This is a genomic window from Lacrimispora sinapis (assembly GCF_043633585.1).
GTDB lineage: Bacteria > Bacillota > Clostridia > Lachnospirales > Lachnospiraceae > Lacrimispora > Lacrimispora sinapis.
In genome coordinates, this window is the sequence record NZ_CP141832.1 from 3,476,272 (window position 1) to 3,501,320 (window position 25,049).

Genomic DNA, 25,049 nt, shown 5'->3' on the forward strand with positions numbered 1-25,049 from the left:
AATATAACCTCAATAACTAACTTTTCTTTGAACCTGTCTTTTTTAAAACTTTACTATAATCTTTGTAGAACGTTATTTTTCTCAAAATTCCCATAAATATGATGTAATAAGCAACTCCAGAAAACGTAATTACAATGTAACAAATAATTATGGCATCTATTATAGACTTATTATCTGAATCCAGTTTTTTTATTTGTTCCTTGTAAATATCAACCCGTTCACTCGTTGTTACCTTATTTGTTTCTATATTCTCTAAATATGTACTAGTTATATCACTTTGAAGGTTATCATTTCTTTGTATTATTCCCTCAAGCACAGATGGCAATGTCAATGCCAAAGTAATAATTAATGCCAAAAACGGTATTAACACCTGAACTAAGCTATCACGCCTATGTTCAAGTTGAAAACGTTTTTTGTTTAAATATGCCTTGAAATTTATAATATACCTTGTATCTGAAATATTCACATATTTATTTAGAATCGACTTTTCCCATTCAGTATAATTTTTATATACACCTTTTTTACCAATTTTCTTATATAGTCTATACTCTTCTTTTTCATTAAAATTATAATCCTCCATATCTCTCCCCCTGTAGTTTTCTCCATCATACACCAAATTTTTCCAAAAGAAAACACCCATCGACCATAAATCGACAGGTGCTTCGCGAAATAATCAGGTATGAACCAGCTGCTCCACTTTTTCAGCACAGCAACCGCAGGCAGGTAAGAATATTTAAAGGGAATTAACTACACCTTTAATACAGCTTACACTGAAATATCTTGTCTCGTGATAATTCTTTATCAAAAACACCCATCAAGGCTTAACCAAGACAGGTGTCTTCAAAAAAGGAGAAAATCAGTAATTTAAGGGTATTTCCAGCTTTATCTAATTTTGGATAATACTATTATAAATCGGCCATACGGCCAACACAAGGCCACGATTTTGCCAAACCTATGCCAAGCCTATTCAAGTACAATTGCGTCTGATCCAAATAAGTATACGCTTAAAATAGCAGTACAGTCCGCAATCCAACGCCTTGCTGTCCGTTCAGCATATCCATATTCTTCGGCCATCTGCTCATAAGTCATTTCATCAAGATAAAAATGTTTAAATGCATCGTATCTTTCGGGCCACTCCTTCCGGATCATTTCCTCTTCCAGAAGCCCCAGGCATTTATCAATATGTGCAATCATGACAATGCTCCGCAGCTTGCTTTTTATGATACTGTTTATGTAGATATCTTCTGGAGACAATTCCTCCAGGTCTTCCCCATCGTCCACATCCGACAGCTCCGACACACCTTCCTGGACGCTCTGACATATCCGGTTATAATTTTCCATCAGCTTCTTGGCATTCTGGAATACCCTTGCTTTGGCATTCTTCTTTTGAGACTTCTCAAATATTTTCACAGCCTCCAGTGCTGCTGTTCTAACCAATAACTCCGCTGCTTCTTTTTCCAAGCAATCACCTCCCTACTGTCAATTTCTTCTTGGATTTATTCTTTTTCTGTTTATACAATTCGGCATAAGTCATGGTCACTGGCCTTTTGGAATCTTCCGGCCTGACCAGCTCCACAAGATTACGATACTTTCTCACTACAACAACCTTACTGGAGTCCCCATAAACAAATTTGGATCCAACCTTCAAGGTCCGCTTAAACTCCTGCAGGTCCTGTACCGTAATTTGGGGATCCTCCGAATGCGTCAATTCATCAGTTCTCTCCTCCCTCACAGCCTTAAACGTGTACCGGCCTTTATAGGATCTCCCTTCACGGGCATAATCTCGAACAAGATGTACGGACACTTGTAGCATTTCTGCCCATTCCTTGGATGTGCGTTCTCCTTGATATACCCCGTTGTCATACATTGCATATGGATATTTTAGCTTCATGACCCACCTCTCACTTTTCGCTGAAAATAAACACTGATACTGTATAAATGCCCCTGTTCTTCACAGTCACAATTTTTACGCCCACAATCTACAGGCCAATGTTTTCGACAAATTAAGCATATCATTTCTGTGCTTCCAAAAGGACGTATTCCTTCCGGGTGTTCCGGTTTCCGCTTCGGAGGCTCCCTGCGCTTTCGATCCGGACACAGGCTTGTATATGCATAAGCTGGCATTGTTGCACTGAAGGTACCAGCTTTCGGTCCTTTCAGTATGTATTCCTGTTTCGCAGCCCTGGCCCGCTCTGTAGCCACCGCGGCTGCATGTTCTTCTTTACTGGTCAAATTTATTCCTCCCTTTCCCAGCGTTCCGGTAAATTTCAGTTTACACTGTTCCTATGGTTCCACCTTTTGATTGCTTCCGGGCGCTTATCGTTTAAGACATTTATCTCACCGTTTTCAGTTAGGCTTAAATCCATCTCATAACTTTCTGGTAGTTTCATGCCACAATCCTCGCATTCCACTTCAAACGAAAACCCAGCAGAGTAGTGTGTAGAACGGTTTGATTTTATATGAAATACAGCTTTTCCTCCGCAAAATGGGCAGGGTTTTAACTTTTCCATTGTTACTCCTTTCTCCCGGCACTCCGGGAAATTCTAATTCCCTGGCTTGGATCAGAGGCCGGGCCAATTTCAGTTTAAATATATATCTCTTCTATGGTGCGCTCTAACTCCTTGGTAAGAACAGGTACACCATTATTCTCTTCCATAGCCTTATATGCTCTTTCAAACATACGAACATAAGCATTTCTTCCTGAGTACCCAGCCTCCAATTCCTCATAATCTGCCAATGTCATTGTCACCGTTGCGCTCTTTTTGTCCATGTCAACACCTCCTCAGAATCCTAATTATCTGTATGTGACAAGATTATCAATACGATATGGGCTAAATCCGCCTCGATAATACATTTCTCTGACGGTGTCCTTTTCTGTCCCGCCACACACTAAAGTTCCTTTATGATTGTCTGGAAACAACCCTCTCAGTCTTGCCAGAAAATATAATATCTCAAATTTCATAACACGCCGCCTTTCTTATGAAAATCCTAATTTTACAGACCTAACTTTTCTATTTCCCTCAAAATCCATTCGTATCTTTCTGTAAGTTTTATCTTATCCCCCACCTTCCACCAGTGGGTATGCTCTGTCTTTTTCAGGTTTTGAATTTCTCCCTTTATCCAGTCCTTCACTTCTTGAACCGCTTCCGGATCCGGACTGGTAGCCTTAAAGTACTTAAGCATTTTCCGAATCGTGGTTTTATTGGCTTCCTGAAAGAAAATATCCGCATTTATCTTCATAGCCCCGTTTGGAATCCCAAATTCAATGATCACCCTTTATCCTCCTTATCCTCGCTTTCAAACTCTCCATGACCCAGTTTTGAACATCGTCCTTTCGTTCAAGGGCCTGCATGACGTCTTCGTCCCGGGTTCCACTACATACCAGATGGTGAATAATAACCTTTTCTGTCTGGCCTTGGCGGTGTAGCCTTTTATTCGCCTGGGTGTAAAGTTCATAATTCCAGTTAAGCCCGAACCATATCACATGGTTTCCTCCTTGCTGAAGATTAAGCCCATAGGCGCTGCTGGCAGGGTGTGTAAGTAAGATATCAATTTCCCGGTTATTCCAGTCTTCTTCATCCTGCGTAGTCCTAAGCTCTCTCACCCTTAATCCGGAATCCTTTAGAGCTTTTAGGATCCGGTCCTTATCATGCTGATAGTTGTAGAAAACAAGTGCTGGTTTCCCCTGCAGGGATTCGATCAGTTCCATAAAGGCTTCAATTTTGCAGTTATGTATTTCATGGACGTTGTGATCCTCGTCGTACAAGGCTCCGTTTGCCAGCTGTAACAGCTTATTGCTTAAAGCGGCTGCACTGGTAACGCTTATTTCTTCTTCCGCTTCCGGAAGGGCCAGGACCATTTTCCTCTCCAAATCGTAATAGGCTTTACTGGACTTTGGGTCCAGAATAACCGGAATCTGGTTGTATGTCACATCAGGAAGCTGCAAATAATCTTCTGACTTCATGCTGATGCAGATATCTGATATCCTTTCCAGAATACTGTTTTCGCTCCCCGGCTTTGCCTTGTAGTTGTAAATTACATTGTTTCCCCGGTCTCCCGGATCGAAGTACCGTTCCCGGAACTGGGTGTATCTCTTTCCCAATCGTTCACCCCCGTCTAACAGGAATACCTGGGCCCATAGATCATTTAACCCATTGGGGGAAGGAGTTCCAGTAAGCTCAATCAGCCGATCGATATGGCCACTCATACTTGCCAGGGCTTTGAACCGTTTCGCCTTGTGGCTCTTAAAGCTGCTGGACTCGTCCACAACCACCATGTCAAACGGCCAGGCATTCCGGTAGTAATCCACCAGCCACACCACATTTTCCCGGTTGATGATGTAAATATCTGCCGGGGTGTTCAGTGCCCGGATCCGTTTGGACAGGCTTCCAAGTACCTGGGATACCCGAAGCATTTTGGTGTGATCCCATTTATCCTTTTCCTTGGTCCAGGTCCCCTCCGCCACTTTCTTCGGGGCGATCACCAAAACCTTGCGGACTTGAAAGCGGTTATACTTTAAATCCTTAATGGCTGTCAGCGTTGTAACTGTCTTGCCTAATCCCATATCTAAGAAAAGCCCGATTTTTTTGATCTCCTGGATCTTGTCAATACAGTGCTGCTGGTAGGCATGTGGTATAAATATCATCTTCCCATCTCCTAAAGTTCGTACTTGCAATCAAGGGCTTTGCTGACCTCATCATATCCGTAGTCCCGGAAGAACTGACTTAATCCATTAATGCCGTATATCACATATATTCTTTGTCCTAAATCTGCAAGGCGCTTGATCTGCACTTTCTGCAAAGCGCTTAACTTCCCTGTATCAGTCTTTAGTTCTGTGAATATTGGTGATTGCCCTGAAAAAATCACAATCCGGTCTGGCACCCCACTGTTACCAGGGCTGACCCATTTATAGGCCCGACCCCCCAGTCTCCTTACTTCGTTCACAAGAATTTTCTCTATTTCACTTTCTCGCATAAAATCCTCCTGTCTACAAACAACGCTATATACGCGTGTGGGTTACGTAATTAGGCGTATTAGGCGAAATGCGTATTTACCTATAATACCTATTTACTTAACTATCTATATAAGTTTGTAGTTATTGTAGTTAGTATTAAAATTCTTAGTGTTTATCAGGGTTTCAGGTCACTACAAACCCGCTCTACATTATGCCTACAAACTACAAAGCGTATTTTTTCAAACTACAACAAACTACAATTTAAAAATTTAAAACTACATTCTACTTTATAACTCTTTCAAATCCACGCTGTGGACCATGCGGGCCAAACGTTCTGGGCGATTTTATTCTCCTCCAGCCTTTTAATGAAGATAGAATATTATTTATTTCCATGCTGTCTGTTCGCTTTAAATACCCAGGGATACCGCCATAACACTCTGTCCAAATCTCCATAGCGCAGATCTTGTCCCTTGGGGCTAATTCCATATCCCCCGGATTATTGTTTCCGTTGAGGAACATCTTTCTATTAGCCAAGTCCATCTGGTCCCAATTTAAAGGCACTGGCTTATCCAAAAATTCTAGAATTAGACCTTCCTTCCCGGAAGTCTCCCGGTGGCTCTCCTGTTGTTCAAATGCCAAGGCTTCCACTTCTTTTGAAAGATACAGTTCTTCTCCAAGCGCCCAGTATGTATAAGCCTCCGCCCAGATCTGATCCACTTCCTTCGGAAGATCGTTCCACACAGATTTCTTCGCAGGATGCACACCTACATCAACGGGCCAAAAGCGCCGGTTCCCGGTAGAATCCTTTAGAAACTCGCTGTCATTGCTGGTACCGAAGAACACACAACGCCGGGGATACCGCTCTGTGCGTCGCCCGTATGCCGCTCGGTAGATATCCTCTCTTTTGCTTAGGAACTGTTTAACAGCGGATGTTTCCTGCTTCGACATGGCTGTAAGTTCTCCAATCTCATTGATCCATGTACCCTGTATGAGCTCTGCAGCATCTTTCCCTTCAAAACTTGCAAGACTGTCGGAAAACCACTCTTTTCCTAAGATCGCAAGAAACGTACTCTTACCAATTCCCTGTGGTCCAGTAAAGATAGGCATATAATCGTATTTCACGCCTCCTACGATCCCTCTGGCTACAGCTGCGCACAGGGACTTTCTCATAATCGCCCTGGTATAGATATTATCTTCTGCCCCTAAGTAATCAGGTAAAAGAGTATCCACCCGCTTCACACCGTCCCATTTTAAGCCTTTTAAATATCTCTTCACGTCGTTGATTGTGTTCTGGCCCCCTACAATAGAAACCGCAGCCGCCAGCTTATCCCTGGACGATATCCCGTAATAGGTCTCCATATACCAAAAGAATCCGTCATCGTCTGGATCCACCCACTGACGCTTTTCCTCCGTGGGGTTCCATGGAAGGGATCCCAATACAAGCCCCCGGTTTGCAAATTCATCGGTCACGATCTTTCCCTTAAGAAGTGGATCATTCTGCAAAACTATGATCACATTATTAACTGTCTTCTGGTAGTTTCCGTTTCCATCTACGGAAAGTCGGCTGATCCAGCTTAGATCATCTTCCTGCGGCTGCCCCTGCTGTTCTGGTGCTGAAAAGGCCTCTCTCGCCGCTTCAAACTTTTCCTTGGCTATAAGATCAGCTACGGGTTTATCACCGACCGCCAAGCGGCTCATGGCCGCAAAGGACGGCAGCTTATTGACAGGGGTTCCATCTTTTGCTTCGATATCCTTATCCCCGTACATATGGAGCCGGACCAGATCAAAGGCATTAACGAGCTGTCCAGAGCATGGATCCGTTGCATGGTGGGAATACATGAATAAATCCCCATCATAGACAATGGCTCCACCTGCTGTACTTCCTCCTGTGTAGGTGTATCTTCCGGAAACGTCAGTTTCTTCGTACATTCCGGGTATAAATTTTTCCATTGCCTGGGTAATACTGTAGGTCCGGCAGAATGCACCGATAATTCCCTTTTTAGTCGTAGGATCTTCCTGCTTTGCAAGTCTCCTACGTTCAATTGCTTCTGTTCCTGGAACCTGCGGCCATGAAGCTATATCATGCCAGTCTTCATACATTGCCAGAAGACCGTCAAGGCTACAGAATGGACTATCATATACCTGAAACACATAAATGCTGTCAGCGCTGCAGCTGGGCCAAAACATCAGTCTGGAGGCTTCAAAAGTGGTCGGATCACAGAACTCAATGCCTATAAGGGCAGCCAGCTTCCTTGCTGCAGGTTCATATTCATCCGCTGTGGCAGTCCGGTCGAGGGGAATAATAACCCTCAATCTCGGCGCGTACTCTGCGTGCTTTCTGGTACTGTAAATTGCCGCAGCGCACCCAAGCCCATTTACTCTTTTTAGAATGTCCTCTGTATGACCTGTGGGAATATTATCAAGGTCAAGGGTAATTAAATCCCTCCCCTCCACATAACACGCCTTACGGCGGTCACCGATCAGAGTACCACCTACAAAGCCGCCTACGTCCTTTAGCTCATCCTGCTGGCCCCTTGTGTATGATAAGTACTGTTCAAGAGTTTCCGTACTCCGGACAGGGTTCTTTAAACGGTCCACAAATTCCGACCACATGATGATACTTCTCGGCCAGTGCGTTGCTTTCCGGCTACCGGCTGTACTGATCTGCAGCTTTCTGTTATTCTGCACGTTTACTCCCTCCTAGTCCTTCATATAATAACTGCTTTCAAATCCTGCGCCTTTTAAGATAAGCCCCGGTGCCCAGGGAATCGGTTCCGCCATAAGATCACAGACACTTTCTACGGTTGTCTCCATAGGGGCATCTATGATCACCTCATCATGTACATGGAAAACTGTCTGTAATCCTCTGTCCTCAATTCGTTTTAGCGTCACCGCCAAACAATCACGGGCAATGGCCTGCACAATATTCTCCGTCATTTTCCCGCCATAGGTAGAGGTGACTTCCCATTTCTTTGTCTGCTGGCCAACTTGGTAATAATGAACCGCCAGCTTACCGAACTGGTTTTCCTTTAGAAAAGGTTTCGGATAATAAAGTTTCCGGCCACTTGGAAGCTGCACCGTAAGGAAGGACTGTCCATAGACCAGATCTCCTTCGAGGGCAAAGATCAAGCCGTAAATTCCTTGTGGTTGTGCCGTCTGCATGGCGGTAACTGCCGCCTGTTCCACGGCGTACCATAAATCCCTGATTCTCGGGTTTGCCTGCCTCCACCTTTGTACAATGTCTGGTAACTCTTCTTCCGTAAGCCCCTGATCCAAAGCTCCCATGGCGATCAGTGCATTAGGCCCGCCTTGATATCCCAGGGCAAGGGTAGCCACCTTTCCTTTCTGGCGTAAGGCATATTCGGGATTTCCTTTTGCTATCAGTTCAAGCGGAACATGGAACATCTGCGCGGCCGTTGCTTCATATATTTTTCCGTGAGTGGCGAATACCTCGTTGACCCACTGTTCCCCCGCCAGCCATGCAATGACTCGGGCTTCAATGGCTGAAAAGTCGGATACTACAAACTTGCGCCCTTCTGATGGTATGAAGGTTGTACGGATTAGCTGTGATAATGTATCCGGGACGTTCCCATATAACAGCTTCAAACCTTCGTAATTCTTTGCCTTAATCAGCTTCCTAGCATAGTCCAGGGTTTTTATGTAATTACGGGGAAGGTTCTGCATTTGGACCAATCTCCCAGCCCATCGCCCCGTCCGGTTGGCTCCGTAGTACTGTGTCAGACCTCGCACCCGGTCTCCTTCTCCGCAGGCGGTATCCATAGCAACATATTTTTTGATAGATGTTTTACCAAGCTGCTGACGGATTTCCAGCATTCTGCGGACTTCTTCCGGGAGATCATTCCGGTTCTTAAGCAGTTCCTCCACCGTAGCTTTCTGAATATCGGATAACAGATCAGGATCGGCTGAACACTCCTTAGACTGTTCGTTAAGCCAGGGGATTAGCTGCGCCCCGCTGTTTGGGTTAGAAAGCCCTGTAAGTACGATGGCTTCGTCCGTCAGCTTTTGGGTACTTACGGTATCTATGTAAAGAGCTCCTTCAATCATTTCCTTATCCACCTTGACGCCATAGGCATTCATAAGAACATCAAGCTGCCATAGGCGTTGTTCATCTTGGGGCATCGGAAACAGATTCAGGCGCTTTAGTATTTCTCTTTCGGTCACGACATCCTGCTTGCAGTATTCCTTGAATAAATTCCATTTCTCCTGATCATGCCATGGTTGATTCCAGGTCCTTCCACCATTTGTCCTTGTGGGCTTACAGGGAGTACAGAAGTACTTGATCAGGGCTTTTCCGACTGTCATCTTCTGCTTATCCTGAGGAAGCCCGATTGCCTTTCCGGTAGCTTCAAGTCCTGCCGTATAGCCACAGTACAAACCATGAGCCATGGTGCAGCGCCACTGATTGATTGGAGTTGTATATCCAGCACGGTTTAAGCAATACCACTCAAACGCTGCATTGTAGGCATGTTTCAAAACCTTATAATCCGAAAGAGCCGATATGATCCAGTCTGGAATATGCTCCCCATTGATCAGATCAACAATCTGAACGGGATTTTCGTCCCACTGATAAGCAAACAGGAGAATCTGAAAGTCCGGAGACTGGGCATATTTATAGGCACCTGCCTTTTTAATATCCACGCTGCTCCTGGTCTCAATATCTATACTTAAATGGTTCATAAGTCCCTCCTGTTAGATTGAGGGGCCTTTAAGCCCCTCTTGGTATTAATATGGAAGTCCGGTAATCGGATTGATTCTCGGCGCAGCTTGCTGTGTATATTGTGGAGCAGTATAAGATGGCTGTCCGGTTGTAGCAAAAGGCTGCTGCTGTGATGGTGCATAGCCCGGTTGCGCTGTTGGCTGTGGAGTTCCGAAAGCCTGTGCTGCTGTTGGAGCGCTTCCTCCCAGGGATTCCCCGTCTCGTCTTTTCTGTACAGGCCCAAGACCGCATCCGATCCCCTTCTTACCTCCAAAAGCGTAAGGGAAGAACGTCACATTTACCCGGGCATACATACCGCTGTAAACTTCGGACTGATTGATAATAGGATTTCCCTGTGCGTCTACAATCTCAGGCGGATAGTCAGCTTTTGCACTGGCCGTAAATACCCAGTGGCCTTTACACTCCGGACCAAAGGCCATACCATCGGAAGGTCTTACGCCATCCCCATCATAGACGGGCGTCGGAAGAATTGGAGGGCACTGGCCATTCCATTTTTCGGATATGCCTTTCTGCTTGGCTGCCTCTATAGCAGCGTTAATCCGGTTCATGGTGTCCGTATCCGTTTTAGGTACTAAAATGGTACAGCTGAACTTCTCTTCCTGCCCCTGCATCGGTGAATAGGGCTTAAATAAATGTACATAGGACAGTCTTACTTCTCCAGTTGTGATGTTTGTTAATTCGTTCATAATTAAATATCCTTTCTATAATTAAGATTGTTTTTGGTTATCTCCCGATTTATAATAGAGAAAAATATCAGGAGGATTTATTTATGAATTTAGTTGAAAAAATTGCTTCGGACTTAGGAAGTCCGTACATTGCTACAATAATTGACTTTGAAAATGTTATATACCGTAATTTAGGAAACAACTATGAATTTGAAGTTTCTGGCATCAAGTCGATGCGAGGAAAATGCATTCTGTATGTTTGGCGAATAGCCCCCAAGATTTGCGTGGGTGTATATGAAAACATATCTGTAGCAGATCTAAAGGATATTCTTGGGCACTATGCTACTCAATACCGAAACTTGACCGACCAAATTCGGGTCGAACGCGAAGACCCAATAGAATAATAGCTATGTCTTGTCTGGAAAGGTCCTTTTCTTTCAGGACTCTTTCCAGTTCTTCATTTTGTTTCTCAGTTTGCACTAGCAACTCAAACCTTCGCCATTGACTTTCGGCTTCTATTCTCCATAACTCTTTAACATCTTCTTTCAAACTGTGTCCTCCTTGAATGCGTCTTTCGCGCTTATGGTGTTTGTGATCGCCGGCCTCTTATCTGATTCTTTTACCAGCGCCGGTTTTCCTGGGGCTTTCTCTACCTTGTCCCCTACAAAGGTTTCAAAATCTTTCTTTCCTACTACCTTTTCTATCTGAGCCAGTGTAAGAGGCTTTCTTTCCCACAATACAGTCTCGGAAATTCCGTTTTCTTTCAGCTTTGAAAACGCTTCGTCCATGTCTGTCCATACTCTGGAGCCTCTGCCTTCTACTGCTTTCCAGCCAGGGACCTCCTTACCAGCCAAACATTCTGCAAGTGCACAGTCCTGAAGATCACTAAGCCACTTAGCAACATCTGCACCCCGGGTAAGATACTGTCCCATCTGTTCATTGGTGATCAGGGGAGGGAGCTTTCCCTTGTCAGGGGAGAATGCCAGTCTGACATTTTCTTCTGCCCTTGCCCGGCATCTGCCACGGGCCCGGCAGTATTTACAGGTCTTTGGGCCCGGAGAAAAATCCCCTTCTCCTTTTGTGGCTAACTCTGCACGCTCTTGCACGTATTTTCCCCATGCCAGCAGTTCTGATAGTGGACAGCCCCACTCTGAGATACCATCAGGAAGCCTTGGCTGGACAATGGACATCTTGATTTCTTCTATAGGATATAGAACTTTATAGGTTTCGTAGGCTCCCAAAGCATAAAGGGCAAGCTGGGGATTCCCTTCTGCTTTCACCCGCCCATCTGGACTTTTTCCGTACTTAAAATCTATAACGTGCAGCACCTTACCTCCGATCAGCACACAATCCGCAGTTCCAAATCCTTCGGGAACATAGGCGCTAAAGTCTACCCTCTTTTCGATAGCCACGTAAGGCTCAATTTTCATGGCCAGAGCTACCGACTTTATGTAATCCAGATACTCATCCGTATAGCCCACCATTTCATCCTGCCAAAGTTCTTCCTTTTTCAGCTTATTGATTCCCGCAGTCAGCTTCCGTTTTCCAAAGTCTGTTGTGTAGAAATAGTTCCGAACTTTCATTTCTGCTAATTCGTGAGCAAGTGTACCCTCTTTTGCCGCCTCTGAAGTTGTGTCAGGAAACTGTTCCTCCAGCTTTGCACTGGGAGTACAATAAAGCCATCGGTGAGCACTGGAAGCACTTAACAGGGCATGTGCCCGTTCCGCATGTCCCATTATATCTGTGCCCCCAATCCCCGGAGAGCTGTTGCAAACGCTCCGTACTGCTCCTGTGGGAGTGCGGGTAATGCCTCCACCCCAAACTGGGCCAGAAGGTTCAGCAGATCAGCCTGTCTTCCAGAATCCATAAGCATGACTGCTGCTTTTGTCAGATCGTCCATAGTATAGCTGCTGGCAGTAGTCTGCACCTGTGCAGGAATCTGCTGTGTTGGTGCTGTGTTCTGCGGCGGAGTTGTCGGTGCGGCCTGTGTCTGAATCGGCATATTCGCTTCTACTCCATCTGGTATATTCATAAAGCCAGTTGTCGGCGCAGGATGCGTCTGAATTGGTGCGGTCATTGCCGGAACCTGCTGTACTGGTGTGGACTGTACTGGCGCAGGGATTTCCTGCATAGGTACAGGACCGGGCCCATTCTGTCCAAGTGTAGCCAGTCTGTTTGCAAAGCTCAGCATTTCATCTAAAGAGTCAAAATTTACGTTAATCATAATTCAATTCCTCCTAATCCTTCTTTTAGTTTTATTAGATCCTCTTTTGAGAGGGTGATACCTTTTGTCATTTCTGACCGATCATCAGACCAGCCACGAAGATCATACTTCGGGGAATTATCTCCCCATTTAATCAGGTTCAGTTCCTTGTGATATTTCCCGGACTTTGGGAGCTCCACAAGCGTTTCTAAAATCTCGCATTTTAAATCAGCCATTTTGATATCCTCCTAGTTCCAAGCTTTCACTGGTGCTACTGGTGTATTTGGCGGCATCGGAACATACTTAATTTCCAGGGATCTTATTTCACCATCATCATCGGTATGTACTTTCATATCAACAATATCCATCTTGCTCAAGGCATCACCGATAGACATTTTATATAAGTCATTCAATTTCATTACTGTTTTTCTCCTCTCTTTGACTTTGTTACCTTTTCTATAAAAATCGTTTCCGCCACTCTGTAGGCGTTAAAATCGTCTCTACCTTTTCTCTTCTTCCACGATTGAATAGTAGAATATTTTCCCTTGGCCTGCTTTGGGTCGTCATACTCCAATCTCATTGTCTTATGAGTGGAAACCAGAAACTCTAACAATGCTTCCGTTTCCACGCCCGAAGCCCGTCCGGCCCTGGCGACCTCTGGGATCGGCACATCATAGCTTATCTTCATTCCTTTTTTCTCCTTCTCTCCTGTCAGGTACTTGATATTGTCCACTGTAATACAACTCCCATAAGTCAGGTCATCAGTCCCCGGAATCACATCATCCAGGCTGACTGTCCGGATCTGCCTATCCTGCCTTTCCCGTTCGTGTCCAATGGATCTGCGCACAGATTGCTTGACCACTGTTTTAAAGGACCACTGTCTGACCTCGGGCCGGGCAAACCATTTCTTGACTGCCTGCAGGTATCCGAAGGCTGCCACATCGTACAGGTCCTCATCCAGCTTTTGAATCCTCATGCACCATTCAAGGGCGCTGTGGTTTTCTTCTGCAAATGCTCTCTCCTCTGGGGTAAGCGGGGTAAGCATGACACGATCACACATAGGCTACCCCCCCCCCTAAAAATCCGCATCTCATAGTTTTAATGGCTTAATACATCTTCTTTAGTGCGTTTACTGGCACTTTCTATTGCAGTTGCAGAAATAGCTTTGATGAGATCTTCAGGAGTTATCATTTTATCGAAAACCTCCTCTTGGGAAAGGGATACTCCTACTTCTATTAACAACTCAGTGGTTAAAACCACAATGTCCTTAAATGTTCCTCCAGCTTCAACTCTGGAGCCGCTACCAACTTTTTCGCATGTTACGAAAATCTTTTTCTGATCATCCATCTTGATTTCCTCCGAATCCCTATGTATAATAAGGGTGAATTGTTTTTATTTAATTACTTGAACCTTGGCAGTTTGCACCTGCCGGGTTCTTTTTAATTTTCAGTTTCTCTCCGGTGACTACGTTCAGTAAACGCATCTTCCGGGCTTCATTCGATATGACCAGATACACTTCCGGATCATATCCATTCTGACGGATTATCTCCCGCTGGCCCCTGGTTGGCTTTCCTGGTCTTCCCATTAGCGTTTCCCCGCAGGATTAAGAACTCTCTGAATTTCCCGAAGGTGTCGCCTGATATCTCCCGTTCTTTCCGGCCCCAAGTCCTTGCGCAACTCCTCCACTTCCTCGTTAATACTTGAAATCAGATCCGACAGACTTTCTTCTGCATAATATTTTTTCAGCAGAATACCTTCCTGGGTCGGAATGATCTCCATGGGGCAGCCTTCATTGATTCTTAAAGTTCTTCTAATCTCCTTGGGAATGACAACCCGTCCAAGATCATCTACCCGCCTTACAATGCCACTTGCTTTCATAATTTTTCTCCTCTCACATAGCTTCTAAATGTGCGCAATACGCCAACACCAGTACAGTACACCATACCGCAATTAGTCTGGGCATGAGCCACTTCCACCATTCCATCAAACGTGACGGGCGGGTGTCGGTGTAATCGTCTAAGTTGTCATAGTACTTTCGCATGGGGTTCCTCCTTTCACAACAAAATAAACTCTCTGACTTCCTTGCTTGTAAGCGGCCGCCCCAATACGATGCTGGCAGCTTGTACTGGCGTGAGTTTTAATGACTTGCTTAAATCCCATAATTCCCCCAGGGTAAAAGTCTCTGGCCTTGCACGCTTGTTTTGGACCGTCCGCTGAGTAACTCCCAGCTTAACTGCTATATTCTCATCATTAAGGCAATAAAGATCCATATTATTAGAGATGCAGGCCCTTACTACCCTGCTTGATGCCTCTTTGTCGTTTGGTTTTAACTTTGGCACTTGGCTTCCTCCTCTCATATTTTATACAGGTATATCTTCGGCTCCTCTCCGGGCATCGGATCCGGCAGGACTTGCAGGAACGTGTAATCATGTTAGGCTACTCCCCTGTAAACCACGGTACAAAGTTTTGCATTGCCCTTCGAGTCTACATAAGAGATTCCAACCGGATAGTTGTTTTCCGCCAGCCACAGTTTCACATCGTCAAAGACAGATGGCTTGTACTGAACAGTCACGTCAGAATGTCCATTTCTACTGAATGGAGTTGTTACGATCTCGCTTTCCTCCATATGGAGCTTCTGAATAATAGCACTGACCGCCAGGCTATGAGGCTTGTCACCAGTGGAGTAAATCCCAAGTTCTTTGGCAATCTCTGTACAATCGTAAAGTTTCGGCATGTCCACCATGTCAGTAATCAGAGGGATTCCAAAGTCAATACCAGCTTCATTCTTATAGAGGTTGTTTACTGCAACGGCGATAAACTTTGAATCAACGCCAGCTTCCTTGTAAGAATCCTTCATGATCTTTGCGGCCATATTGACTGATGAAAGAGCCGGGCGCTTCGGTGTTGATCCCCTCTGTGGAATTCCTTCCCTGATCGTATCCTCCATATCATGGAACCGGTTAATGTATCGGGCGGTAAATTCTGTACCCTTGATTCCGGTCAGCTTGTGGGCGATAAATTCACATCCTTTCTTAGTAACCAGGAAGCAAGGTCGAACCTCTCCTTTTCCATCTGTATAGGTTGACTCTTTGAAGAAATCAACCGGCTCAATCTTGAGCTCGTTAAGTTCTTCGATATAAACCCGAATATCACGCACAACATTTTTGTGTTGCTTTCCTACCATTTCAGCCACTTCACGGCTGTCTAATGTTTGATTTAAACTTTTCATGTATATTCCTTTCTTGTAAAATTTTCCAATTCTCCTTATACTGTACTTACAGGCTCCTGCCAGGGCTTAGTACGAATGAAAGGAGAACGGACATGGAGAACGCTAATTATTTTTCTGATCTGAGTGAAGCGGATCAGAACAGCTTGCTTGATTACATAATCTCCAACTTTAAAATGATTCAGAGTATCAATCATGAGCAGACCGCATACGGCTTAAAGGCACGATATAATCGTTTGACGGGTGCGAATAAGGGACACCATGTTACCTCGCGCTGCTTTATGGAAGCGATGGTAAAGGAGGGATACAAGGCGGTTCCCGTGAAAGGGGCGGTAGAACCCAATTGGTACTTTAATGTTGGGAAGACCCATTTTACAGATTAACCCATTCGACAATCTCGTTCTTGCACCCCAAAAGGATATCGAACACATCTTTAATGGTTTCTTTTGGGGTATTTTTTACACAAAAAGCGATTGTGTTAGGTTCATCTTGCACATCCATAGGCCCCAGGGCATCTAATCTTGTTCCCGGCTCATCCGCGTCATACCCCGCATTTTTCAGTGTCTCCGCGAGTAATGATTTTCCTAAGCCGCGTCCATAAAAATAAACTTTCGCTTTTGCTTTCAGCGCCTGACGTAATATTTCGATCTGGGTCTCTGTCAGGCAACTGTTCAAAACCTTATGAAATACATCCATCTCTCTCACCTCCTTTTCAATGTGATGTTATTTATCCTGGTTGTCTTTTCCTTTTTTCGGTTTTATAATTACTGTATCAGCACTGCCATGCTGAAATACGAAAGAAAGGAGAATCATAAAACCATGGAAACTACTACTCTGTCGTTACAAGACCGAATTGACCGCCTCGCCATTGCCTACATCGAAAGTCACTACGATGTTAAAAGCATGTCTGTTTCTGACTTCATGAAGAAATTTAATGAAACGTGTGGAGAAATCTGCGATTCCCTAAACGGAATTAAAAACTGATTGCAACATGTATTCAGCCAGTTTCTCAAGTAACTCACGTGCAGAAGCAATTGTCATTCCATCTAGAATTTTGATAATTGCTTCTGCCTTTTCAATTTCATTTGGGGCAAAAATCCCCTCTTTTGCCGTGCAAATTCCATTATTGCATTCAGAAGTTATTCCTGACACATCTTTAATAGATTTCATCCTCTCTCACCTCCTTCAATGGTTGTCGAGTTGCTGGGTTTCTTTTGAATCTTCTAATAAGCTGTCTACGGTTACGCCTAACAACTTTGCCACTTTTTGAACTCTCCACACACTCGGCTCATTCTCATCCCATTTACAGATACTGCTTCTTGGAAATTCAAGATTTCTTTCCAATTGAGAAATAGGGATATTTTTTTTATCACATAAATTTTTTATATTCCCATAAAGCAAGGTTTCACCTCCTTATAATTTTGGTTGCGTAAAATTTTATGTTTTTTCTCTTGACTTTTTGCGTAAAATATTCTAAAATTGAAAGCGCCAACAAACAACAAAGAATATACGCCTTAGATATGACATTCGCAAAATCTTGCGCAACTCATAATTTTATTATACATAAAATTTTGCGAATGTCAATACTTAATTGCGCAAAATTTTGAGGTATTTTAAAATGGGATTATATGAACGAATAAGAGATACTGCGAAAGTAAAAGGTTATTCAGTAAATCGCTTAGAACAAGAACTTGGATTTGCGAGGAGCTCCATAAATAAATTTAATAAAAATGCTCCTAGTGCAGATAAGTTACAGAAAATTGCGGAAGCGTTAGGTGTGTCCGTAGATTATCTTATGACCGGCAACATGGAGGATGATAGTGAACATTACTACGTCAATGAAGAAACGCGGGAGATAGCGCAGGAAATTTTTGAAAACCCAGATCTGAAGTCACTATTCCATGCAGCAAAGGATCTGCCACCGGAAAGACTGAAAGCGCATATAGACTTTATACAATCTTTAAAGCAACAAGAAGACAAGCACAATGACGAAGGGTGTTGATGAGAATGAACAATCCTTTGCTTACGGAGGCAATAGGGGTACATTTTTTAGATATGGATGTAAAGATAGAAGAACAAGTGATCTGTAATAGTGATGGCAGCTTTACCATTATAATCAATTCGAGACTAAATCAAGAACGGCAGATGCTTGCATATCAGCACGCTCTTTTGCATATTGCAAACGATGACTTTAATAAAATAGATGCTGATTCAATAGAATTGGCGATGTAATAGAAAAACCGCCCGGTGCTACCAACACCGAACGGCTTTCACATAGATTTTCTCTTACCGGACGCTCCGGAAAGAAAATGATATTTTAGGCAAACATATTATATCATTTTCGGAACGTCCTGGCAAGAGGCGTTATTTTTATACCCAAAAATAGAAAGGAAAATGATATTATGGCTACAGCAAAGAAATTACCATCAGGCTCCTGGAGGTGCTTGGTCTACAGTCATTCAGAACCAGTATATCAAAAAGACGGAAAACCTGTTCTTGACAAAAACGGTAAGCAAAAACAAAAGCGAATTTACGAATCCTTTACTTGTGACGATCCGTCCCTTTCCGGAAAACGGCAGGCCGAGAAAGAGGCCGCAGCGTTCGCCGCTGATAAGACCAACATCAGTCGCCCAAAAGACTTTACCCTGGGAGAAGCGATTGATAAGTACTGTGAACTTAAATGTAATGTCCTATCCCCTTCCACCATCAGGGAGTACCGGCGCATGAGAAAAAACTATTACGGTGATTGCATTGATGTAAAGTTGCGTAAGCTGACTTCTGAGCTTGTGCAATGTTGGGTGAATAAGTTTGCCGTCAAACACAGTCCAAAGACCACCAGGAATGCCTACGGACTTTTATCTGCTGTGATGGAGATGTATGCACCCGGAATCCAAATAGATATTACTCTCCCTCAAAAGGTGAAGCCCGACCTATATGTCCCCACCGACAGCGATATCCGCACCCTGCTGGACTATTTTGCTGTGAATGATAAAGATATGGAGATAGCAGTTTACATGGCCGCATTTGGCACAATGAGACGATCAGAGATATGCGCTCTTACAGCTGCGGACGTATCAGGAAACACGATACGAATTAATAAAGCTATGGTTGATGCCGGTAATACAGAGTGGATCACAAAGACCACAAAAACGGTATCAAGCTCCAGGACAATAGAAATGCCGGAGTACATAATTAAGAAACTCCCAGACAAAGGGAGGCTTGTGGACTTAAATCCCGACCAAGTGACAAGACGGTTTGAAAGAGCTCTAAAAAAGCTCAACGTTCCGCACTTCCGCTTTCATGATCTTAGGCATTATGCAGCCAGTGTCATGCACGCAATTGGCGTACCAGATCAATACATTATGGCTCGTGGCGGTTGGTCCTCTGATGGAACATTAAAAAGAATTTATAGGGGAACTATGGAAGATTACAACACGATTTTTACAGAAAAGATTATAAATCATTTTGATACTATGCAACACAATTTGCAACACACACAGAAAAAAGCCCTGTAAATACAAGGCTTTTAAAGAGCGCGAGACGGGACTCGAACCCGCGACCCCGACCTTGGCAAGGTCGTACTCCACCAACTGAGCCACTCGCGCTTATCTTTGTTTCTTCCTTGGGCATATACCCTCAAAACCACACATTGTCTTATATCTTTCATCCGTTCTTCCTCTTACCTAAACCAACCTGGTTAAGCCCTCGACCTATTAGTGACAGTCAGCTGCACATGTTACCATGCTTCCACCTCTGCCCTATCTACCTCGTCGTCTTCAAGGGGTCTTACTCTTGCGATGGGATATCTCATCTTGAGGGGGGCTTCACGCTTAGATGCCTTCAGCGTTTATCCCTTCCCGACTTGGCTACTCTGCCATGGTCTTGATCACCAACAGATACACCAGAGGTCAGTCCATCCCGGTCCTCTCGTACTAAGGACAGCTCCTCTCAAATATCCTACGCCCACGCCGGATAGGGACCGAACTGTCTCACGACGTTCTGAACCCAGCTCGCGTACCGCTTTAATGGGCGAACAGCCCAACCCTTGGGACCTACTACAGCCCCAGGATGCGATGAGCCGACATCGAGGTGCCAAACCACTCCGTCGATGTGAACTCTTGGGAGTGATAAGCCTGTTATCCCCAGGGTAGCTTTTATCCGTTGAGCGATGGCAATCCCACTTTATACCACCGGATCACTAAGTCCTAGTTTCCTACCTGCTCCACCCGTCGGTGTCGCAGTCAAGCTCCCTTATGCCTTTGCACTCTTCGAATGGTTTCCGTCCATTCTGAGGGAACCTTTGAGCGCCTCCGATACTCTTTCGGAGGCGACCGCCCCAGTCAAACTCCCCGCCTGACATTGTCCCCCAGCCAGGTCATGGCTGCAGGTTAGAAACCCAGTATCGCAAGGGTGGTATCCCAACATCGGCTCCTCAAAGACTGGCGTCCTTGATTCTCTGCCTCCCACCTATCCTGTACATGCAATACCGAATCCCAGTATCAAACTAGAGTAAAGCTCCATGGGGTCTTTCCGTCCTGGCGCAGGTAACCAGCATCTTCACTGGTATTTCAATTTCACCGGGTGCATTGTTGAGACAGCGCTCAAATCATTACGCCTTTCGTGCGGGTCGGAACTTACCCGACAAGGAATTTCGCTACCTTAGGACCGTTATAGTTACGGCCGCCGTTTACTGGGGCTTAAATTCAGAGCTTCGCGTTTCCGCTAACCCCTCCTCGTAACCTTCCAGCACCGGGCAGGCGTCAGCCCATATACCTCACCTTTCGGTTTTGCATAGACCTGTGTTTTTGCTAAACAGTTGCTTGAGCCTATTCTCTGCGGCCTGATTTCTCAGGCACCCCTTATCCCGAAGTTACGGGGTCATTTTGCCGAGTTCCTTAACAATGCTTCTCCCGCCGGCCTTAGGATTCTCTCCTCATCCACCTGTGTCGGTTTACGGTACGGGCACATATTACACAATAGCGGCTTTTCTTGACAGCCCCTACAGAGACTTCCCTACTTTTGTTCGGTACGCGTCACACCTTCCTGTTGTTAAGCGGATTTGCCAGCTTAACCAGTCCAATGCTTGCCCCGGTCTTTTCATTCCCGGGTTCTCTCTCGGTTCTGTGTCCCCACAGTTCTGATAATATGCGGTACAGGAATTTCAACCTGTTGTCCATCGACTACGTCTTTCGACCTCGCCTTAGGCCCCGACTTACCCAGAGCAGATCAGCTTTACTCTGGAAACCTTAGATATTCGGCCTGGAGGATTCTCACCTCCATCTCGCTACTCATTCCGGCATTCTCTCTTCTTAACACTCCACATCTCCTTACGGTAATGCTTCGATGCATTAAGAATGCTCCTCTACCAATGTACATAAATGCACATTCCACAGCTTCGGTGTCGTGTTTTAGCCCCGGACATTTTCGGCGCAAGACCTCTCGACTAGTGAGCTATTACGCACTCTTTGAATGGGTGGCTGCTTCTAAGCCAACATCCTAGTTGTCTCTGAAATCTCACATCCTTTTCCACTTAACACGCACTTTGGGACCTTAGCTGGTGGTCTGGGCTCTTTCCCTTTTGACTGCCCAACTTATCTCGTGCAGTCTGACTCCCGTACATCATCTGACCGGCATTCGGAGTTTGATATTCTTTGGTAAGCTTTGACGCCCCCTAGGAAATTCAGTGCTCTACCTCCGGCAGACTAATACGAGGCTAGCCCTAAAGCTATTTCGAGGAGAACCAGCTATCTCCGGGTTCGATTGGAATTTCTCCCCTACCCACACCTCATCGCCACCCTTTTCAACGGATGTGCGTTCGGTCCTCCACCGCCTTTTACGGCAGCTTCAACCTGGACATGGGTAGATCACCCGGTTTCGGGTCTACCTTTACTGACTCAACGCCCTATTAAGACTTGGTTTCCCTTCGGCTCCACACCTTCAGTGCTTAACCTTGCCAGTAACGGTAACTCGCCGGACCGTTCTACAAAAAGTACGCGGTTCCACCTTTAACGTGGTTCCACAGCTTGTAAACACAGGGTTTCAGGTTCTTTTTCACTCCCCTCCCGGGGTCCTTTTCACCTTTCCTTCACAGTACTATGCGCTATCGGTCACTAAGGAGTATTTAGCCTTGGGGGGTGGTCCCCCCGAATTCCCACAAGGTTTCTCGTGTCTCGTGGTACTTTGGATCCTGCTCGCTGACTATTGCTTTCCCATACAAGGCTTTCACTTTCTATGGCCGGTCTTTCCAGGACCGTTCTGGTAACAAATCGTCTCACTTCCTGCAGTCCATAACCCCGCCATGCACGCATGACGGTTTAGGCTCCTTCCATTTCGCTCGCCGCTACTTTGGAAATCGAGTTTTCTTTCTTTTCCTCCGGGTACTTAGATGTTTCAGTTCCCCGGGTTCCCGACGTATGGCTATGGATTCACCATACGACAACTGAGGTTTGCTCAGCTGGGTTTCCCCATTCAGACATCTCCGGATCAAAGGATATTTGCTCCTCCCCGAAGCTTTTCGCAGCTTATCACGTCTTTCATCGGCTCTTAGTGCCAAGGCATCCACCCTGCGCTCTTATTAGCTTAACCAATTCGATGTTCACCTGCGGGTGCGGGCTACTAATCTAAGATACATAGCGTTGTATCTCTGGTCTTAGGTTTGTTCGTTTATCGTACGTCACGATAATTGAACGAGTTTTGTTTGGTTACATCGTTCGATGTAACACCTCGGATGTCTTGATATTGTCTTTTTGCAAAGACTCTATCTAGATATATTTCAATATGTGGTTTTCAAGGTACATACTAATGATTGTTCATTCAGCAAAACTCACTTTCGTTTGTTAAGCTTCCTGAACGGCCTCGCACTCAATTCAGCCTTCGCCTTTCGGCTCGTCTTGATAAAGTGGCTTTCGGCCAATGGAGATGGAGAGATTCGAACTCTTGACCCCCTGCTTGCAAGGCAGGTGCTCTCCCAACTGAGCTACACCCCCATGATACTGGATGTGGGTCTACCCTGTAAAGGCAATCCCTATATTCTTTCTTCTCTGGTTTTTTAACCAATGGGCTTAAGTGGACTCGAACCACCGACCTCACGCTTATCAGGCGTGCGCTCTAACCAGCTGAGCTATAAGCCCATAAATAATCTGGCACCCACCTGCTCTCCCATGCCGTTTCCAGCATAGTACCATCGGCCGCTTAAGTCTTAACCATCGTGTTCGAGATGGGAACGGGTGTTTCCCCTAAGCGCATCGGCACCAGAAATCTTTTGTCTTTCTTGGTGTTTCCTTATTTACTTCTTTGAAAACCTAAGACTCAACAGTATATAAAACCCCTACTTCTTCTTCCTTAGAAAGGAGGTGATCCAGCCGCACCTTCCGATACGGCTACCTTGTTACGACTTCACCCCAGTTATCAGTCCCGCCTTCGGCAGCTCCCTCCTTACGGTTGGGTCACTGACTTCGGGCGTTACCAACTCCCATGGTGTGACGGGCGGTGTGTACAAGACCCGGGAACGTATTCACCGCAGCATTCTGATCTGCGATTACTAGCGATTCCAGCTTCATGTAGTCGAGTTGCAGACTACAATCCGAACTGAGACGTTATTTTTGGGATTTGCTCCAGATCGCTCCTTTGCTTCCCTTTGTTTACGCCATTGTAGCACGTGTGTAGCCCAAATCATAAGGGGCATGATGATTTGACGTCATCCCCACCTTCCTCCAGGTTATCCCTGGCAGTCTCCCCAGAGTGCCCAGCCGTACTGCTGGCTACTAAGGATAAGGGTTGCGCTCGTTGCGGGACTTAACCCAACATCTCACGACACGAGCTGACGACAACCATGCACCACCTGTCTGGAATGCCCCGTAGGGAAGGCCCCGTTACGGACCGGTCATTCCGATGTCAAGACTTGGTAAGGTTCTTCGCGTTGCTTCGAATTAAACCACATGCTCCACCGCTTGTGCGGGTCCCCGTCAATTCCTTTGAGTTTCATTCTTGCGAACGTACTCCCCAGGTGGAATACTTATTGCGTTAGCGGCGGCACCGAAGAGCTTTGCTCCCCAACACCTAGTATTCATCGTTTACGGCGTGGACTACCAGGGTATCTAATCCTGTTTGCTCCCCACGCTTTCGAGCCTCAACGTCAGTTACAGTCCAGTAAGCCGCCTTCGCCACTGGTGTTCCTCCTAATATCTACGCATTTCACCGCTACACTAGGAATTCCACTTACCTCTCCTGCACTCTAGCAACACAGTTTCCAAAGCAGTCCCGGGGTTGAGCCCCGGGCTTTCACTCCAGACTTGCATCGCCGTCTACGCTCCCTTTACACCCAGTAAATCCGGATAACGCTTGCCCCCTACGTATTACCGCGGCTGCTGGCACGTAGTTAGCCGGGGCTTCTTAGTCAGGTACCGTCATTTTCTTCCCTGCTGATAGACCTTTACATACCGAAATACTTCTTCAGTCACGCGGCGTCGCTGGATCAGGGTTTCCCCCATTGTCCAATATTCCCCACTGCTGCCTCCCGTAGGAGTTTGGGCCGTGTCTCAGTCCCAATGTGGCCGGTCACCCTCTCAGGTCGGCTACTGATCGTCGGCTTGGTGAGCCGTTACCTCACCAACTACCTAATCAGACGCGGGTCCATCTCATACCACCGGAGTTTTTCACACCGTGCCATGCGGCACTGTGCGCTTATGCGGTATTAGCAGTCATTTCTAACTGTTATCCCCCTGTATGAGGCAGGTTACCCACGCGTTACTCACCCGTCCGCCGCTCAGTCAATCTTAATTCCACCCGAAGGCTTCCTTAAAATTGCTTCGCTCGACTTGCATGTGTTAAGCACGCCGCCAGCGTTCATCCTGAGCCAGGATCGAACTCTCAAATTTAAGCAAATAGTCTTTGAAAGCGGTCAGATATTTACCAGGAAGCCTGTTGGAAGCTCGCTTCCATAAAGACTTTTTGGTAAATGGCTGAACATTTGCGAAGCAAATGGTAGCGAATGAAGCAAAGCTTCATGAGCGTACCGCTTGGACCTGCCATTCTGTTCAATCCACGGTCAAAATCAACTAACTAGCTAATTTATTTCCCGTTTTACTTGTTGTTTGGTTCGTATACAATTGCTTGTATTCGTTCTGAATTTCTCATTCAAAGCTGTTCAAACACAGCTTATTTATTAGAATTTTCAGGGTTTTACATACTGTTCAATCTTCTGTTTTCAAAGTGCTTTTTGTGTTGTCTGCTTCAACAGCAACTCGTATATCTTATCATTTGTG

At 45.5% G+C, this 25,049-nt stretch carries 28 protein-coding genes, 3 tRNA genes, 3 rRNA genes and 1 pseudogene; 5 read left to right on the forward strand and 30 right to left on the reverse strand.

What is annotated here, in order from left to right; translation table 11 throughout:
* Window positions 1-16: 16 nt before the first annotated feature.
* From VIG27_RS16370 to VIG27_RS16420, 11 genes are all read right to left on the reverse strand, one after another.
* Window positions 17-580, reverse strand: coding sequence for a hypothetical protein (locus VIG27_RS16370; protein ID WP_394523684.1), 564 nt, complete (start codon window positions 578-580; stop codon window positions 17-19).
* Window positions 581-963: 383 nt separating this feature from the next.
* The gene (locus tag VIG27_RS16375) at window positions 964-1,461 is read right to left on the reverse strand and encodes a helix-turn-helix domain-containing protein (protein ID WP_394523685.1); all 498 of its coding nucleotides are present in this window, start codon (window positions 1,459-1,461) and stop codon (window positions 964-966) included.
* A gap of 4 nt (window positions 1,462-1,465) precedes the next feature.
* Window positions 1,466-1,891: a hypothetical protein gene (locus VIG27_RS16380; protein WP_394523686.1), complete on the reverse strand. Its 426-nt coding sequence runs from the start codon at window positions 1,889-1,891 to the stop codon at window positions 1,466-1,468.
* 376 nt (window positions 1,892-2,267) lie between these two features.
* Window positions 2,268-2,510, reverse strand: a complete 243-nt coding sequence (locus VIG27_RS16385; protein ID WP_394523687.1) for a Lar family restriction alleviation protein — start codon at window positions 2,508-2,510, stop codon at window positions 2,268-2,270.
* 74 nt (window positions 2,511-2,584) lie between these two features.
* Window positions 2,585-2,770 carry a hypothetical protein gene (locus tag VIG27_RS16390; protein WP_394523688.1) on the reverse strand — a complete coding sequence of 62 codons (186 nt, stop codon included), beginning with the start codon at window positions 2,768-2,770 and terminating at the stop codon, window positions 2,585-2,587.
* A 224-nt stretch (window positions 2,771-2,994) separates the two neighbouring features.
* Window positions 2,995-3,273 carry a hypothetical protein gene (locus tag VIG27_RS16395; protein WP_394523689.1) on the reverse strand — a complete coding sequence of 93 codons (279 nt, stop codon included), beginning with the start codon at window positions 3,271-3,273 and terminating at the stop codon, window positions 2,995-2,997.
* Window positions 3,263-4,645, reverse strand: a complete 1,383-nt coding sequence (locus tag VIG27_RS16400; protein ID WP_394523690.1) for a DEAD/DEAH box helicase — start codon at window positions 4,643-4,645, stop codon at window positions 3,263-3,265. The genes VIG27_RS16395 and VIG27_RS16400 overlap by 11 nt, the downstream gene beginning before the upstream one ends.
* 11 nt (window positions 4,646-4,656) lie before the next feature.
* A complete protein-coding gene (locus tag VIG27_RS16405) occupies window positions 4,657-4,974 on the reverse strand; it encodes a VRR-NUC domain-containing protein (RefSeq protein ID WP_394523692.1) in 318 nt (105 codons plus the stop codon).
* Window positions 4,975-5,236: 262 nt separating this feature from the next.
* Window positions 5,237-7,642, reverse strand: a complete 2,406-nt coding sequence (locus VIG27_RS16410; protein ID WP_394523693.1) for a VapE domain-containing protein — start codon at window positions 7,640-7,642, stop codon at window positions 5,237-5,239.
* 12 nt (window positions 7,643-7,654) lie between these two features.
* The gene (locus tag VIG27_RS16415) at window positions 7,655-9,652 is read right to left on the reverse strand and encodes a DNA polymerase (RefSeq protein WP_394523694.1); all 1,998 of its coding nucleotides are present in this window, start codon (window positions 9,650-9,652) and stop codon (window positions 7,655-7,657) included.
* Window positions 9,653-9,697: 45 nt separating this feature from the next.
* Complete coding sequence (locus VIG27_RS16420; protein WP_394523695.1) at window positions 9,698-10,378, reverse strand: DUF2815 family protein; 681 nt, start codon at window positions 10,376-10,378, stop codon at window positions 9,698-9,700.
* A gap of 83 nt (window positions 10,379-10,461) precedes the next feature.
* On the opposite strand from VIG27_RS16420, the gene VIG27_RS16425 reads away from it, so the two are divergent.
* Complete coding sequence (locus tag VIG27_RS16425) at window positions 10,462-10,761, forward strand: hypothetical protein (RefSeq protein ID WP_394523696.1); 300 nt, start codon at window positions 10,462-10,464, stop codon at window positions 10,759-10,761.
* A gap of 141 nt (window positions 10,762-10,902) precedes the next feature.
* Here the strand turns inward: VIG27_RS16425 and VIG27_RS16430 are convergent, their stop codons facing one another.
* The 10 genes and pseudogenes from VIG27_RS16430 to VIG27_RS16475 all read right to left on the reverse strand — a co-directional run bounded on the left by VIG27_RS16430 (window position 10,903) and on the right by VIG27_RS16475 (window position 15,789).
* Window positions 10,903-12,093, reverse strand: coding sequence for a DUF2800 domain-containing protein (locus VIG27_RS16430; protein WP_394523697.1), 1,191 nt, complete (start codon window positions 12,091-12,093; stop codon window positions 10,903-10,905).
* The gene (locus VIG27_RS16435) at window positions 12,093-12,581 is read right to left on the reverse strand and encodes a hypothetical protein (protein WP_394523698.1); all 489 of its coding nucleotides are present in this window, start codon (window positions 12,579-12,581) and stop codon (window positions 12,093-12,095) included. The genes VIG27_RS16430 and VIG27_RS16435 overlap by 1 nt, the downstream gene beginning before the upstream one ends.
* Window positions 12,578-12,796, reverse strand: coding sequence for a YdbC family protein (locus tag VIG27_RS16440; protein WP_394523700.1), 219 nt, complete (start codon window positions 12,794-12,796; stop codon window positions 12,578-12,580). The genes VIG27_RS16435 and VIG27_RS16440 overlap by 4 nt, the downstream gene beginning before the upstream one ends.
* A 12-nt stretch (window positions 12,797-12,808) precedes the next feature.
* Entirely contained in the window at window positions 12,809-12,979 is a 171-nt protein-coding gene (locus VIG27_RS16445) for a hypothetical protein (RefSeq protein ID WP_394523701.1), read from the reverse strand.
* Entirely contained in the window at window positions 12,979-13,620 is a 642-nt protein-coding gene (locus tag VIG27_RS16450; protein ID WP_394523702.1) for a hypothetical protein, read from the reverse strand. The genes VIG27_RS16445 and VIG27_RS16450 overlap by 1 nt, the downstream gene beginning before the upstream one ends.
* A gap of 38 nt (window positions 13,621-13,658) precedes the next feature.
* The gene (locus VIG27_RS16455) at window positions 13,659-13,907 is read right to left on the reverse strand and encodes a hypothetical protein (RefSeq protein ID WP_394523703.1); all 249 of its coding nucleotides are present in this window, start codon (window positions 13,905-13,907) and stop codon (window positions 13,659-13,661) included.
* A gap of 49 nt (window positions 13,908-13,956) precedes the next feature.
* The gene (locus tag VIG27_RS16460; RefSeq protein WP_394523704.1) at window positions 13,957-14,145 is read right to left on the reverse strand and encodes a DUF6906 family protein; all 189 of its coding nucleotides are present in this window, start codon (window positions 14,143-14,145) and stop codon (window positions 13,957-13,959) included.
* A gap of 74 nt (window positions 14,146-14,219) precedes the next feature.
* Window positions 14,220-14,438, reverse strand: a pseudogene (locus tag VIG27_RS16465) (AbrB/MazE/SpoVT family DNA-binding domain-containing protein); the annotation flags it as partial.
* 176 nt (window positions 14,439-14,614) lie between these two features.
* On the reverse strand, window positions 14,615-14,899 hold the full coding sequence (locus VIG27_RS16470; protein ID WP_394523708.1) for a hypothetical protein: 285 nt from the start codon (window positions 14,897-14,899) through the stop codon (window positions 14,615-14,617).
* Window positions 14,900-14,991: 92 nt separating this feature from the next.
* The gene (locus VIG27_RS16475) at window positions 14,992-15,789 is read right to left on the reverse strand and encodes a Rha family transcriptional regulator (protein WP_394523710.1); all 798 of its coding nucleotides are present in this window, start codon (window positions 15,787-15,789) and stop codon (window positions 14,992-14,994) included.
* A 92-nt stretch (window positions 15,790-15,881) separates the two neighbouring features.
* Between VIG27_RS16475 and VIG27_RS16480 the strand changes: the two genes are divergently transcribed.
* On the forward strand, window positions 15,882-16,169 hold the full coding sequence (locus VIG27_RS16480) for a hypothetical protein (protein ID WP_394523711.1): 288 nt from the start codon (window positions 15,882-15,884) through the stop codon (window positions 16,167-16,169).
* On the opposite strand, the gene VIG27_RS16485 is transcribed toward VIG27_RS16480, so the two are convergent.
* The 3 genes from VIG27_RS16485 to VIG27_RS16495 all read right to left on the reverse strand — a co-directional run bounded on the left by VIG27_RS16485 (window position 16,159) and on the right by VIG27_RS16495 (window position 17,187).
* Complete coding sequence (locus VIG27_RS16485) at window positions 16,159-16,482, reverse strand: hypothetical protein (protein WP_394523713.1); 324 nt, start codon at window positions 16,480-16,482, stop codon at window positions 16,159-16,161. The genes VIG27_RS16480 and VIG27_RS16485 overlap by 11 nt on opposite strands.
* A 267-nt stretch (window positions 16,483-16,749) precedes the next feature.
* Window positions 16,750-16,956, reverse strand: coding sequence for a hypothetical protein (locus VIG27_RS16490; RefSeq protein ID WP_394523714.1), 207 nt, complete (start codon window positions 16,954-16,956; stop codon window positions 16,750-16,752).
* 15 nt (window positions 16,957-16,971) lie between these two features.
* Window positions 16,972-17,187, reverse strand: a complete 216-nt coding sequence (locus tag VIG27_RS16495; RefSeq protein WP_394523715.1) for a helix-turn-helix domain-containing protein — start codon at window positions 17,185-17,187, stop codon at window positions 16,972-16,974.
* Window positions 17,188-17,404: 217 nt separating this feature from the next.
* Between VIG27_RS16495 and VIG27_RS16500 the strand changes: the two genes are divergently transcribed.
* The 3 genes from VIG27_RS16500 to VIG27_RS16510 all read left to right on the forward strand — a co-directional run bounded on the left by VIG27_RS16500 (window position 17,405) and on the right by VIG27_RS16510 (window position 19,301).
* A complete protein-coding gene (locus VIG27_RS16500; protein WP_394523717.1) occupies window positions 17,405-17,788 on the forward strand; it encodes a helix-turn-helix domain-containing protein in 384 nt (127 codons plus the stop codon).
* Entirely contained in the window at window positions 17,788-18,018 is a 231-nt protein-coding gene (locus VIG27_RS16505; RefSeq protein ID WP_394523719.1) for a hypothetical protein, read from the forward strand. The genes VIG27_RS16500 and VIG27_RS16505 overlap by 1 nt, the downstream gene beginning before the upstream one ends.
* A gap of 170 nt (window positions 18,019-18,188) precedes the next feature.
* Window positions 18,189-19,301: a tyrosine-type recombinase/integrase gene (locus VIG27_RS16510; protein WP_394523721.1), complete on the forward strand. Its 1,113-nt coding sequence runs from the start codon at window positions 18,189-18,191 to the stop codon at window positions 19,299-19,301.
* Window positions 19,302-19,318: 17 nt separating this feature from the next.
* Here VIG27_RS16510 and VIG27_RS16515 read toward each other — a convergent pair.
* The 6 genes from VIG27_RS16515 to VIG27_RS16540 form a co-directional block, all read right to left on the reverse strand.
* Window positions 19,319-19,391, reverse strand: a tRNA-Gly gene (locus tag VIG27_RS16515).
* Window positions 19,392-19,479: 88 nt separating this feature from the next.
* Window positions 19,480-22,371: ribosomal RNA gene (locus tag VIG27_RS16520) — 23S ribosomal RNA — on the reverse strand.
* A 328-nt stretch (window positions 22,372-22,699) separates the two neighbouring features.
* Window positions 22,700-22,772: transfer RNA gene (locus VIG27_RS16525), tRNA-Ala, on the reverse strand.
* A 70-nt stretch (window positions 22,773-22,842) separates the two neighbouring features.
* Window positions 22,843-22,916, reverse strand: a tRNA-Ile gene (locus VIG27_RS16530).
* A 7-nt stretch (window positions 22,917-22,923) separates the two neighbouring features.
* Window positions 22,924-23,041, reverse strand: a 5S ribosomal RNA gene (gene rrf / locus VIG27_RS16535).
* A gap of 90 nt (window positions 23,042-23,131) precedes the next feature.
* Window positions 23,132-24,662 (reverse strand): 16S ribosomal RNA (locus VIG27_RS16540).
* The 16S, 23S and 5S rRNA genes sit together here with 3 tRNA genes alongside, the layout of an rRNA operon.
* Window positions 24,663-25,049 lie beyond the last annotated feature (387 nt).